At 31.9% G+C, this 13,842-nt stretch carries 12 protein-coding genes; 7 read left to right on the forward strand and 5 right to left on the reverse strand.

What is annotated here, in order from left to right; genetic code table 11:
- Positions 1–16: 16 nt before the first annotated feature.
- The 6 genes from QLS71_RS04955 (at position 17) to clpX (ending at position 5,506) form a co-directional block, all read left to right on the forward strand.
- A complete protein-coding gene (locus QLS71_RS04955) occupies positions 17–730 on the forward strand; it encodes a pyridoxine 5'-phosphate synthase (RefSeq protein WP_308991367.1) in 714 nt (237 codons plus the stop codon).
- Entirely contained in the window at positions 730–1,494 is a 765-nt protein-coding gene (locus QLS71_RS04960) for an alpha/beta fold hydrolase (RefSeq protein ID WP_308991368.1), read from the forward strand. Before QLS71_RS04955 ends, QLS71_RS04960 begins: the two co-directional genes overlap by 1 nt.
- Positions 1,495–1,528: 34 nt before the next feature.
- Positions 1,529–1,888, forward strand: coding sequence for a phage holin family protein (locus tag QLS71_RS04965; protein WP_308991369.1), 360 nt, complete (start codon positions 1,529–1,531; stop codon positions 1,886–1,888).
- Between the two features lie 133 nt (positions 1,889–2,021).
- The gene (tig, locus tag QLS71_RS04970) at positions 2,022–3,350 is read left to right on the forward strand and encodes a trigger factor (RefSeq protein WP_308991370.1); all 1,329 of its coding nucleotides are present in this window, start codon (positions 2,022–2,024) and stop codon (positions 3,348–3,350) included.
- 176 nt (positions 3,351–3,526) lie between these two features.
- Complete coding sequence (gene clpP, locus QLS71_RS04975; protein WP_308991371.1) at positions 3,527–4,201, forward strand: ATP-dependent Clp endopeptidase proteolytic subunit ClpP; 675 nt, start codon at positions 3,527–3,529, stop codon at positions 4,199–4,201.
- A gap of 72 nt (positions 4,202–4,273) precedes the next feature.
- On the forward strand, positions 4,274–5,506 hold the full coding sequence (gene clpX, locus QLS71_RS04980; protein ID WP_308991372.1) for an ATP-dependent Clp protease ATP-binding subunit ClpX: 1,233 nt from the start codon (positions 4,274–4,276) through the stop codon (positions 5,504–5,506).
- A gap of 147 nt (positions 5,507–5,653) precedes the next feature.
- Here the strand turns inward: clpX and QLS71_RS04985 are convergent, their stop codons facing one another.
- Both QLS71_RS04985 and QLS71_RS04990 read right to left on the reverse strand, forming a co-directional pair.
- Positions 5,654–7,258 (reverse strand): OmpA family protein, encoded by a 1,605-nt coding sequence (locus QLS71_RS04985; protein ID WP_308991373.1) that lies wholly within the window; start codon positions 7,256–7,258, stop codon positions 5,654–5,656.
- A 141-nt stretch (positions 7,259–7,399) separates the two neighbouring features.
- On the reverse strand, positions 7,400–8,914 hold the full coding sequence (locus tag QLS71_RS04990; RefSeq protein WP_308991374.1) for a GH3 auxin-responsive promoter family protein: 1,515 nt from the start codon (positions 8,912–8,914) through the stop codon (positions 7,400–7,402).
- A gap of 42 nt (positions 8,915–8,956) precedes the next feature.
- On the opposite strand from QLS71_RS04990, the gene QLS71_RS04995 reads away from it, so the two are divergent.
- On the forward strand, positions 8,957–9,748 hold the full coding sequence (locus QLS71_RS04995; protein ID WP_308991375.1) for a DUF2797 domain-containing protein: 792 nt from the start codon (positions 8,957–8,959) through the stop codon (positions 9,746–9,748).
- Between the two features lie 156 nt (positions 9,749–9,904).
- On the opposite strand, the gene rpsU is transcribed toward QLS71_RS04995, so the two are convergent.
- From rpsU to QLS71_RS05010, 3 genes are all read right to left on the reverse strand, one after another.
- Positions 9,905–10,099, reverse strand: a complete 195-nt coding sequence (gene rpsU, locus QLS71_RS05000; RefSeq protein WP_117174857.1) for a 30S ribosomal protein S21 — start codon at positions 10,097–10,099, stop codon at positions 9,905–9,907.
- A gap of 31 nt (positions 10,100–10,130) precedes the next feature.
- Positions 10,131–10,994 (reverse strand): RNA polymerase sigma factor RpoD/SigA, encoded by an 864-nt coding sequence (locus QLS71_RS05005; RefSeq protein WP_308991376.1) that lies wholly within the window; start codon positions 10,992–10,994, stop codon positions 10,131–10,133.
- A gap of 112 nt (positions 10,995–11,106) precedes the next feature.
- Positions 11,107–13,797, reverse strand: a complete 2,691-nt coding sequence (locus QLS71_RS05010; RefSeq protein WP_308991377.1) for an AsmA-like C-terminal region-containing protein — start codon at positions 13,795–13,797, stop codon at positions 11,107–11,109.
- Positions 13,798–13,842: the final 45 nt, after the last annotated feature.

Here is a 13,842-nt window from a genome sequence, read left to right on the forward strand (position 1 = left end):
TTTAAAACAGTGATACATGACAAAGTTAAGTGTAAATATTAACAAGATAGCCACTTTAAGAAATTCTAGAGGAGGCGATGTGCCTAATGTTGTTCAGTTCGCAAAGGACATACAACGTTTTGGGGCTGAAGGCGTGACTATACACCCCAGACCTGACGAACGCCACATTAGATATCAAGATGCACGTGATTTAAAACCCGTTGTTTTTACCGAATATAATATTGAAGGCAACCCTGTAGAATCATTTTTAAAATTAGTTTTGGAAATAAAACCTACTCAAGTTACATTAGTTCCAGACGCTGAAGATGCTATTACCAGCAACGCAGGTTGGGACACTATAAAGCATAAAGATTTTTTGGTTGATGTGATTAAAGAGTTTCAGCAAAACGGCATTAGAACCTCTATTTTTGTAGACCCTATTTTGAAGCAAATAGAAGGCGCTAAAGCCACTGGAGCCGATAGAATTGAATTGTATACTGAAGCCTTTGCACATCAATACAGTTTAGGAAATAAGGACGCGATAAAACCATACATAAAAACTGCAGAATTAGCACATAATCTAGGAATTGGCATTAATGCAGGCCATGATTTATCCTTAGATAATATTAAATTTTTTAAAGATAACATACCAAGCCTGTTAGAAGTTTCAATAGGTCATGCCTTAATTGCAGAAAGTTTATATTTAGGTATAGAAAATGTTATTCAAATGTATTTACACAAATTAAAATAATGCTTTTACATTCAAATATTATAGGCGAAGGTCTGCCATTTGTTATTCTTCACGGATTTTTAGGAATGGGTGACAATTGGAAAACCCTCGGTATCCAATTCAGCGAACAAAATTACCAAGTTCACTTGGTCGATCAACGTAACCACGGCCATAGCTTTCACAACAATGAATTTAATTATGAAGTTTTAGTTGAAGATTTAAAGGATTATTGCAATTCACATCAACTTGAAAACATTATATTACTTGGGCATTCTATGGGTGGAAAAACAGCAATGTTGTTTGCTGCTAAATATCCAGAATTAGTTAAAAAATTAATAATTGCCGATATTTCACCGCGTTTTTACCCCGTACATCACGATGGTATTTTAAATGGATTAAGCGCCTTAAATTTTGATATTTTAAAAAGTAGAGGCGAAGCGGACAAGGTGTTAAGTGGTTATGTTTCCGATATAGGAACCCGACAATTTTTACTAAAAAACCTCTATTGGGTTGAAAAAGGAAAATTGGGGTTGCGTATGAATTTAAAAGTTTTAAAAGAAGAAGTAGCCGAAGTAGGAGAGCCTTTACCATCACAAGCCACATTTGAAAAAGATACGTTGTTTTTGCGTGGTGACCGTTCAGAATATATTGGCGTAGAGGATGAAAACATTATATCAAATCATTTTCCAAATTCAAAAATTATGACCATCTCAAACGCAGGTCATTGGTTGCATGCTGAAAATCCCAAAGACTTTTTTGATGCTGTGATGCAGTTTGTTTCGTGAATTATTTTGTATTTTTATTAAAAACCAAGACATTATGAGTTTAATTCTTAGACTTCTTTTAACTGCACTAGCAGTATTTATTCTAGCCTATTTTTTACCTGGTGTAAATCTATCAGGTGATACTTTTGTTAATGCTATTATAGTAGCTATTGTTTTGTCTATTCTTAACCTGTTGGTAAAGCCCATTTTAGTTATTTTAACATTGCCTATTACTATCGTTACTTTAGGTTTGTTTCTATTAATAATTAACGCATTAATGATATTGTTAGCCGATAAATTAATAGATGGTTTTTCAGTAAGCAGTATTTGGACAGCCATACTATTTAGCATACTGCTCTCAGTACTCCAATCTTTTCTACATTCCCTTTTAAAAGAAGATAAAAAACCGCTTTAAATCAAGCTGTTAAAAACTTTGTCGGGTTACAAAAATGTTATATTTTTGCAACCCGATTTTAGTTAAAAAATTTGGAGTTAAAAAATTAATAGTATTTGTTAAATGCCTAATAAAAGGCTTCATATCATTTAAAATGAATATTACAAGAGAAAACGTTGATGCATTAAATGCCGTAGTAAAAGTAGCTATCGCTAAAGAAGATTATAGTGCTAAAGTGGAAAAAATCTTAATAGATTACCGTAAAACGGCTAACATTCCTGGTTTTAGAAAGGGTCAAGTACCTATGGGGATGGTTAAAAAGCAATACGGAAAAGCGGTGTTGGTTGATGAAGTAAATAAGTTGTTGCAAGATGCCCTAAATAAATATCTTACAGAAGAAAAGTTAGATGTTCTAGGTCAACCATTACCTAAATTACAAGACACTATAAACTGGGATGCTGATACACTTTCGTTTGAATTCGAATTAGGTTTAGCACCACAATTTGAAGTTAATTTAAAAGCTAAAAAACCTATTACGCACTACCACATTATTGCTGACGAGAAAATGATTAACGAGCAAATAGAGCGTATTCAAAAACAATCTGGAAAATTAATTTCTCAAACAGTTGTAGAAAAGGATAGTGAAATTACTGGTACATTTAAAAACGAAGAAAAAGAAATTGAAAATAAAGTAACTTTGACTTTAGACAAATTTAAAGGAAAAGCTACCGAAAAACAATTTCTAGGCGCTAAGGTTGGTGATGTTATTACATTGAAAACTAAAGGGCTTTATGATGATGAGCATGAATTAATGCATGCTTTAAAAGTAGAACATGACGATATACATGGTTTAGATATTGAAGTAAATTTCACAATTGCAGAAATTAATACTCGTGAACTTGCCGACTTAGATCAAGATTTATTTGATAAATTATTCGGGAAAGATGTTGTGAAATCGGTTACAGAATTAAAAGACAAAATAAAAGAAGATGCCGAAAAACAGTTTACACAACAGGCAGATCAGAAATTTTTGAATGATGTAACTGAGTATTTGGTTGAAAATACCAAGTTCGACTTACCTGCAGAGTTTTTGCAAAAATGGATGCGAACTGCTGGTGAACAACCATTAGATAGCGATCAAGCAAAAGAAGAATACGAGAAATCTGAAAAAAGTTTACGTTACCAATTAATTGAAGGAAAATTAATTACAGATAATAACATTCAAGTAACGATGGATGATATTAGAGATCATTCAAGAGAGATGATAAAAGCTCAAATGGCACAATTTGGTCAAATGAATCCTTCTGACAAAGAATTAGATGATATTGCTGCACGTATCTTGTCAAATCAAGAAGAAGCTCGTCGTATATCAGAGCAGTTAATTAGTCAAAAATTATTGGCTCTTTATAAAGAAAAAGCAAATCTTAAAGTAAAAGAATTAAGTTACGAAAATTTTGTAAAGGAAGTTTACGGCGATAAATAATCCTGTGCCTTTAAAGAATAATTCATTATATTTAGGCGCTATAATTAGTCAATTATAGCGCCTAATTTGTTGAGTAAATTTCACTTGAAAGATGAAAATTAGTTTTTATGTCTTCATTTAAAAAAAACTCTATTGATTATTAAGGATTTAACCTAAAAAAACAACAAGAAACAATTATGGATTACGCAAAAGAATTTGAAAAATTCGCGATAAAAGATCAAGGAATAAGCAGCACATACTACAATAAAATCATCAGTAGCATGTATCCAACCAGCTTAACGCCCAATATTATTGAAGAGCGCCAAATGAACGTTGCTATTTTCGATGTGTTTTCTCGCTTAATGATGGATCGTATCATTTTTATGGGGACAGCCATTAACGATCAAGTGGCAAATATTATTCAAGCACAACTTCTGTTTTTAGAAAGTACAGATGCTAATAAGGATATTCAAATCTATATTAATTCTCCAGGAGGAAGTGTGTATGCAGGTTTAGGTATTTACGATACCATGCAGTTTATAAAACCAGATGTAGCCACTATTTGCACAGGTATGGCCGCCTCCATGGGTGCCGTATTATTATGTGCTGGTGCAAAAGGAAAACGCAGTGGTTTAACACATTCTCGTGTTATGATTCATCAGCCATTAGGTGGTGCGCAAGGTCAAGCAAGTGATATTGAAATTACAGCAAGAGAAATACTAATTTTAAAGGAAGAGCTTTATAAAATTATTAGTAAACATTCAGGGCAAGATTACGACAAAATATATAATGATAGTGATAGAGATTACTGGATGAAAGCAGATAAGGCAAAAGAATACGGTATGATTGACGAGATTTTAGCTCGTAATTAAATTAAAATTTGTAATTTTAACGAATTGTTATAGAGGGATTTATAATAATTTTCCCTAAAAACATAAAGATTAATGGCAAAAGAAGAATTGGAATGTTCGTTTTGTGGTCGTAAAAAACCCGAAACAAATTTATTAATAGCAGGATTAGATGCTCATATATGTGATAGATGTATAGAGCAAGCACATGGTATTGTATTAGAAGAATCGAAACAAAGTGACAGTAGCGATTTATCGGCAGAATTAAAATTACGCAAACCACAACAAATCAAAGCCTTTTTAGATGAGTATATCATTGGGCAAAACATGACCAAAAAAGTCATGTCGGTTGCGGTATACAATCATTATAAACGATTACTACAGCCTGTAACGAAAGACGATATCGATATTCAAAAAAGTAATATCATTATGGTGGGTCAAACAGGTACAGGAAAAACTTTAGTAGCAAAAACAATCGCTAGAATGCTTAATGTACCATTAGCAATTGTTGATGCAACGGTATTAACCGAGGCTGGTTATGTGGGGGAAGATGTAGAAAGTATTTTAACACGTTTATTACAAGCTGCTGATTACAACTTAGAAAAAGCTGAAAAAGGCATTGTTTTTATTGATGAAATTGATAAAATAGCTCGTAAAAGTGATAACCCATCTATTACCAGAGATGTTTCTGGTGAAGGTGTACAACAAGCACTTCTAAAACTTTTAGAGGGTACCGTTGTTAATGTCCCACCCAAAGGCGGCCGTAAGCACCCAGACCAAAAATTTATCGAAGTTAACACCGAAAACATATTATTTATTGCAGGTGGAGCTTTTGATGGTATAGAACGACATATTTCAAAACGTTTGAATATGCAAGCTGTTGGTTATAGTGCTTCTATGTCTGATAATGTTGTCGATCAAAGCAACCTACTTCAATATATTATTCCTAAAGATTTAAAAGACTTTGGTCTAATTCCTGAAATAATAGGGCGTTTACCTGTTCTTACTCATATGGATCCATTGGATGCTCAAACCTTAAGAGCTATTCTTACAGAGCCTAAAAATGCTATTATAAAACAATATCAAAAGCTATTTTCTATGGACGATGTTGATTTTACAATTACCGATGGGGCTCTAGATCATATTGTTGAAAAAGCTATTGAATATAAATTAGGAGCTAGAGGATTGCGTTCTCTTTGTGAAGAGATTTTAACCGACGCCATGTTTGAATTACCTAGTAGTAACGATAAAAAATTAAACGTTACTAAAACGTATGTTGAAGATAAATTAATAAAAACTACTTTAAAAAAGTTAAAGGCAGTTTCATAAAAAAGTAAAAAAATGATTAAATAAAAACCACGCTAATTTAGCGTGGTTTTTATTTATGTAGTTTTAAGTGTTTTGAGATGTTTATAATACTTCTTAAACATTATTATAATAATAGCTACTAGCTATTATAAATCGGTAGTAATTAAATTAATCTAGAATAACAAATTCAACTCGTCTGTTGGTTTGCAAATCTTCATCGGTACAATTGTTTTTACAATCAACTAACGGTTTTGTTTCACCAAATCCAATTGATACCAAACGATCCTTAGTAATGTCTTTGCTTATTAAATATTTTACAGTGGATGCAGCACGTTTATTTGAAAGATTTAAGTTATAGGCATCTTTTCCAATATTATCGGTATGTGCATTAATAGATAATTTTATATCTGGATATTCTTTAAGAACTTTGATGATTTTATTTAACGAAACATGAGATTCTTCTTTTATACTATACTTTGCAAAATCAAAATAAATGTTTTCTATAACAATTCTTAGTTCTTCATCTACCTTTGTGATAACTGGTTCTGTTGTTAGTAACTCAATATCTTTTGTATATGAAGTATTATAATCTCTATCGGCATAAAAGTCTAAATCACTTTCTTTAAAGCCTTCTTTTGATGTTGTAATCTGGTAAGATTCAAAAGCTGAAACATCAAATTTGTATGTAGCATCTTCTTGTGTTAAGGTTCTTGCTAATTCGTTGCCTTCTTCATCTTTCAATACAACAAGTGTATTAGGTAATTTTATTTTCGTTTCTAAATCAAATATTGTACCCTCTAGGGTTTGAATAACTTCTTCGTTGATTACTGTATAAATATCGAAACCACCCTTACTGTTTAGTTTGTTTGATGAAACATAACCACCTTCTTTATTATCTAAAAAATACGCTACTTCATCGTAACTGGAGTTTATAGTATTACCTAAGTTCCTTGGTGTTTTGTAACCGTTCGATATAATTTTACTAACAAATAAATCATATCCTCCAATATTTTCATGTCCTTTTGAAGAAAAATATAGCTGTTTTCCATCTTTTGAAAGTGAAGGATATTTTTCGTCTAAATTGGTATTAATTGTATTACCTACATTTTCAGGAGTTCCTAAAGTACCATCCGTATTTATTTCAGAAACATATATGTCAAATCCTCCTAATGAACTATCCATATTCGAAGCAAAATATAAACTTTTACCATCTGGACTTACAAATGGTGTTTCAATAGAAACACCTTCTTTGTTAATATTCAACAATTCTTGGTTTATCCAGTTTCCGTGTGAATCATCTTCTAAAACAGCTTTATATAATTTATACTCCAACGAATTTTCCTTACTACTTCTTGTAAAATAGACGGTTTTTTGATCGGGAGAAAATGCCAACAAATCTTCACTTTCATTAGTATTTAAAATTCTAGAAAACAGTAATGGTAAGCTTAATTGGCCATTTGAAGAAATATCTAAACAGAACAAATCTTTATAAGCTTCATTGGTATTTGTGTCTATACTAGCTAATCCACCAAGTTTTTTTGAAGAAACCATGATAAGTTTATTTCTAAAAAAACCCGACCCAAATTCTGAATACTGACTGTTTACACCAGCATCTAAAAGTTTAAATTTAAAGCCATTAGCACCCATTGGCTTTTTTGCTTTAGAAGTTATATCTTCATGAGCAAAATCATTTTCAGAAACAGCACTTGATGCTCCTTGACAAAATAAAACATGAGAAATGAAGAAAATGAAAATGGAGAGGATTGGTTTCATTTTTAGAGAGATGAAGATTTGGTTAGAGATTAAATATAATAATGAAGACTAGTTTTTAAAAATTTATTAGACAAATAGCACTATTAATCGTTGAATACGCTATTTACGTGGCTTTATACTTACTAAATAAGCTTTATGTATTTAATAATTTAGCTTTATTAAGTCGTCTAAGTATAAACGGGTGTTAGATAATCTCGGCACCTTATGTTGCCCGCCTAATTTATTATTTTGTTTTAACCAATCATAAAATAAATTTTTACGGGCTATATTAATTTTAGGTTTGTTAAGTGTGATATTGTTATAACGTTTTGCTTCATAATCGGAATTGAGTGATTTTAAAGCATTATCAAACAGTTCATTAAAATAATTAATATCTTTAGGTGGCGTTTTAAATTCAATTAACCATTCGTGTGCACCTTTTTCTTTTCCTTCCATAAAAATCGGTGCTGCCGTATATTCTACAATCTCTGCCCTAGTACGTTTGCATACTTTATTTAAGGCTTCTTCGGCATTTTCTATAATAAGTTCTTCTCCAAAAACATTTATAAAATGCTTAGTTCTACCAGAAACCTTAATTCTATAAGGGTTTAATGAGGTGAATTTAACCGTATCTCCAATTTTATAACGCCATAAACCAGCATTGGTGGTAATAATTACAGCGTAGTTTTGATTCAATTTTACATCGCTTAAAGGAATGGCCTTTTCTGCTTCTGTGGCATAAATATCCATGGGAATGAATTCGTAGAAAATACCATAATCTAACATCAACAATAATTCGTTAGAATCGTTTTGATCCTGAATAGCAAAAAAGCCTTCCGAAGCATTATAAATCTCGTAATATTTAAAATCTTTTTTAGGCAGTAATTTTTTGTATTGATCTTTATATGGTGTGAAGCTTACTCCGCCGTGAAAATACACTTCCAAATTTGGCCAGACATCGTGCAGGTTTTGTTTTTTGGTAGTTTCTAAAACATTGTTAAGCAACACAAGCATCCATGATGGTACACCAGCAAGACTGGTTACGTTTTCATTCATAGTTTCATTTACAATGGCTTGCATTTTGTGCTCCCAATCACTCATTAAAGATACTTTGTTGCTGGGAGTACTGCTAAATTCAGCCCAGAAGGGCATATTGTCAATTAAAATCGCAGACAAATCGCCAAACACGGTGCCATTTTCTCTAAACAATTCTTTACTACCACCTAAACGTAAACTTTTGCCTGTAAATAATTGCGAGTTTTCATTGTTATTTAAATACATACACAGTAAATCTTTACTCGCCGCATAGTGACAGTCTTCTAGAGATTCTTCACTTACAGGAATAAATTTACTTTTGGCACGTGTAGTTCCACTGGATTTTGCAAACCATTTTATGGGTGTTGGCCAAAACAGGTTGGTTTCACCTTTCATGGAACGTTCTATAACATCTTGCCAACCATCATAATTTTTTATAGGGATACGTTCTGCAAACATTCTATAGTTTTTTATAGAAGCAAAATCATATTCTTTTCCTATTTGGGTGTCTTTAGCAATGTCTAAAAGTTCTAATAGCAATTCATTTTGTACTTCGTTAGGGTATTTTAAAAACAAATCAATTTGATGAAATCGTTTTTTTAAGAACCAAGAAGCAATGGAATTTACTATAGTGATTGGCATATTTGTTTTATATTTAAGTCCTTAAAAATAATACTTTTTTTTATGACTTATCAAGGTGTTTTAACAAAAATGGCGACAGAATTTTCAAGTCCTATTGAATACTATTTAGTGTTTGAAAATGATTTTTTAAATATGAATCAGTTACTTAATAAAACCATTACAATTCAATTTGTTAAATACCAATGTTTAAACTGTGGTTTAGATAAACCCATTTACCGTCAAGGGTTCTGTAAAAGTTGTTTTTTTGAAATACCGCAAGCAGCCGATTGGATTATGCGCCCAGAATTAAGTATGGCCCACTTAGATAAGGAAGACCGTGATTTAGAATTCGAAAAGAAAGCACAACTACAACCTCATATTGTATATTTAGCTAACTCTAGCAATGTTAAAGTGGGTGTTACCAGAAAAAGTCAAGTACCAACCCGTTGGATAGACCAAGGCGCACATGAAGCTATTGAAATTGTTGAAGTACCAAATAGGTATTTAGCAGGTATTACTGAGGTGGCTTTAAAAGATCATGTTGGTGACAAAACCAATTGGCGAACCATGTTAAAGAATGATGTTGTAGACGAAAATTTGGTAGAATGGAGAGAGAAGTTGAAACAATACATTCCAGATGAAGCTAAAGATTATTTTATTGAAACGAATACAGAAACCACTTTAGAATTTCCCGTTGAAAAGTACCCTAAAAAACCAACTAGTTTAAACTTAATAAAAGATCAAATTTACACGGGTAAACTTACAGGCATAAAAGGGCAATATCTTATTTTTGAAGATGACACTGTTTTTAATGTGCGTGGAAATGAGGGATTAGTGGTTGCTATTAGTTTATAATTTCGCATTAATTTCTATTCAGCATTTAAAAGCGATTCTTTTATGAGATACAAAAATTCATAAAAGGAAGTACAATCTTTTAGGATATTAGCAAAAAATCCCATTAACAAGGTGTTGCAAATGGGATTCATTTAATTTGTGCCTTAAGCTTAACGCCTAAATATCTTCTTGATCTCTTAAATTTTGAATATAAGATGCTTTTTGTACTTGTCGTCTTCTTTTAACAGATGGTTTTGTAAAAAACTGCGCCTCTCTTAAATTTTGCATCACTTTAATATTTCGATGTTTTCTTTTATAACGTTTTAGGGCGCGTTCTATGTTTTCGCCATCTTTAATAATAATTTTTAACATAAATTGTTTTTAATGGGTTGTGCATTTAGGATTATCCCAAATACGTTTTTAACACTTTACTTTTAGATGCATGTCGCAATCTGCGAATGCCTTTTTCTTTTATTTGTCTTACACGCTCACGCGTTAAACCAAAAGCCTCTCCTATTTCTTCTAGGCTCATGGGTTGTGCATTACTTATGCCGTAATAATTTCTAATTACTTCTGCTTCTTTATCCGAAAGCATAGCTAAAGCACGATTTATTTCAATAACTAGAGAATCCTTCATTAAACCCATATCAGGTCTAGGAGACTCATTCGAATTCACAACATCGTACAGAGTTGATGTTTCGCCTTCTTTTAAAGGTGCATCCATGGAAACATGTCTGCCCGAAATTTTCATAGACTGCTTTACGTCGCTAATTGTAAGCTCTAAATTACTTGCAATTTCTTCGGCACTTGGCGGTCTTTCATGCGTTTGTTCTAAAAACGAATAGGCTTTATTTATTTTATTGATAGAGCCAATTTTGTTCAAAGGTAATCTAACTATTCGAGATTGTTCAGCTAAAGCTTGAAGAATAGCTTGTCTAATCCACCAAACCGCATAGGATATGAATTTAAAACCTCTTGTTTCGTCAAAACGTTTCGCCGCTTTAACCAAACCAGCATTACCTTCGTTTATTAAATCGGGCAATGTTAAACCCTGATTTTGATATTGTTTTGAGACTGATACCACAAAACGTAAATTAGCCGTTGTGAGTTTATCTAAAGCTTTTTGATCTCCTTGTCGTATGCGCTGTGCTAATTCTACCTCTTCTTCAGCTGTAATAAGCTGAATTTTACTAATATCTTGAAGGTATTTATCAAGCGACTTCGATTCCCGGTTGGTAACTTGCTTCGTAATTTTTAATTGCCTCATGTATTATTTTTAAGTTATAGGTTTCCCCTACCTACAACTTAACTTTTTTATCGAGAAAACCTAATAATTACAGCTCTTTCTTCTTAAAATACCCAAAAAACTATATATAAACTTATTTAACTGTGTCTTTTTGCTTTTTCTTACCACTTAACAACCCCCCGAGTACATTTTTAACAGCATTTTTAGTTGTACTTGTTTTAGTAGAATCGGTAGTTGTTGTTTTGTTACCTCCAACGATGCCACCAAGCACATCTTTTACGGTATTATTTTGAGTAGTGGTAGCTGAATCCTTTTTAGCTTTATTGCCAGCAATTAAATCACCAAGCATATTGTTTACTTTATCTTTGCCTTGGTTAAGTAATTTTTGTTTTTGAATTTCGACCAATTGTTTTGTTAAGCTGGAAACACCACTTGTTAAATCGGTTTTTACAGTAGGGCTTGTGTAACTACCACCTATAATTGCTGTAATTGGAATGGTAATGTTTTTTGCTGAAGCGTCGTCTATTTTTGCAATAAGACTCGTAATTTCACTACCCAAATATTTTGCAGGCACATTAAATACCGCATTATAAGCCAACGTTTTATCGAAGCCATGCGAACCCGCAACTTCAATATCGATATCTTGATATTTTACGTGGAATGGTTTTACGCTTACTTTACCGTCATTAAATGTGAATTGTGTTTTTAAATCGTTTAAATTCAGTTTTTTGAAATCAATAAAACTTAAAGAACTACTTAGTTTGTTTAATACTTCGGCATTTGATGGATTCACTGTAGACGATAGAATTTCAGATAAAGCACTACCCGATAAACTGCTTAAATTAGGCGTAAAATCATCGGTTAAATTACCTTTTAAATTTAGAGTTGTGTTTATTTTTCCTTCTACTACCTTCATTAAAGGTGCTAAATTTTGAAATAACTCAATGCCTTGAAACGATTTAGCAATATCAAAACTATTAATACCCAAATCCATACTAAAAGTTGGTGTATCGGTTTTAGTCGAAACAAAACCCGAAACGGCTAATTGACCATCAAATAAATTAGTGGTAAAATTTTGTAGCTGTAACTGTTCATCTTTAATAACTAGAGCTCCTTTAGCATTTTTTAATTGCATATTATCATAAATAACGGTATTAGCTTGTGCATTTATAGTACAATCTAAAAATGCAGGGATTTTTATAGACTCCGTTTTGCTTACCGCCTTTTTTGCACCCTCTGTTTTGCTTTCTGTTTCAGCAGGTGCTTCATCACTCATAAAATCATTTACAGCAAAAGTATTGGAGGTCAAATTAAAGTTCCCCTGTAAGGTTTTGTTACTAAACATATAACCTAATAAATTTTTAATCGTACCTGTTGCATTTAAATCGGTTTTACCCGTTTGAGCTTTAAATGTATTTAATGAAACCGTTTCTGGATTAAAAGTAACGGCGGCATCTGAAATTTGTAATGGATTTTTAAAGTCTTCCGAAGCATATTTAAAATTACTCAGGCCTATACTTCCACTGCTTTTTATACGTTCGTAGGCATTTTTCTCAATCGCCTCCATATCGAAAGCTGTATTAACTTTGGCTTTTAAAATACCACTTAATGCCATTTTAAAATCAACTGGATACACTTTCGCAATATTTGCTAAATTAAGAACCCCATCAATATCTGCATTCACAAGCATGTTACCTGTTATATTTTTTATAGTTGCAGACGATTTAAAAACATCTTGATCTATCTTAAAATTTAAGGTATTTATAGCCACATACGTATCTTCTGCTTTACCAGTGGTGTTTTTAATTTCGGTATCAATAACAATGTTTTCAACACGTTTTGGTAAATCGGGGTATTTGAATGAGGCGTTATTGGATTTAATACTAATATCCAACATAGGAATGGTTTCTTCGGTAACCTGACCTTTTATGATCCCTTTAATTTTAAAATCACCTGTAGTCTCTACATTTTCAATATTTTTAGAATAAGTTTCAGGTATTATTGCTAAAAAATTTTTAAATGACGATTCTGGGTTTTCGAACGTAATATCAATATTTTGACCGTTTTCAAGCAATTGTACAAAACCATCAAATTCGATAGGTAATTGATTGATAAGCGCTTTATTTTCTTTAAAAGTATATTTACTGTTTTCTAAATCTAAACCAATTAAAGCATCTAATTTTATAGGATTATTATTTAAATAATTGGTTCCATCCATTGTAAAGCTCACTTTAGCATCACTTTTCGTGTCTAATTCTGATTTTTCTGCTGAAAAAACTCCTTTTCCTTCATGGTTTAACTCAGAAATTTTAAAAGACATTTTAGAGTCTTCGATTAAATAATTAAAAGTGCTATTTTTTATTTGATAATCTTGAATATCAAAAGCAAAGTTACCAGATTCAGTAGCTGCAGCGTTTTCTTTTTCTTTAGTAATATCATAATTGGTAGCGCCAGAAGCATTGGTTTTTAAATTTAGCAATACACTATCGGCATATATAGAATTTACTATAATCGGGTCGTTAGCTTTTTTGAACAGCTCTTTTATAGACATGGTGAACGCTATACTTTTCGCGCTAACCAAAGTGTCTCCTTTAAAAGGTTCAAAATTAGTAATTGCTAAATCGTTTACACTTACATGTGCCTGAGGAAAACTTTTAATAAAACTTAAATTAACATCGCTAAATTCTACTTGAGCATTTAGGTTTTCGTTAATAAAGCGTTTAACCATATCCTTTATTTGTGATTGAAACACAAATGGACTGGCAATTAAAAGTACGATAAGGATAAGTAGGGATATTCCGGTGATTTTAAGAGCTTTTTTCATAAATAAATTTTGTGAAATATATGGACAAAAATAACTAAAAGGTTA

Source organism: Mariniflexile litorale, from assembly GCF_031128465.2.
GTDB lineage: Bacteria > Bacteroidota > Bacteroidia > Flavobacteriales > Flavobacteriaceae > Mariniflexile > Mariniflexile litorale.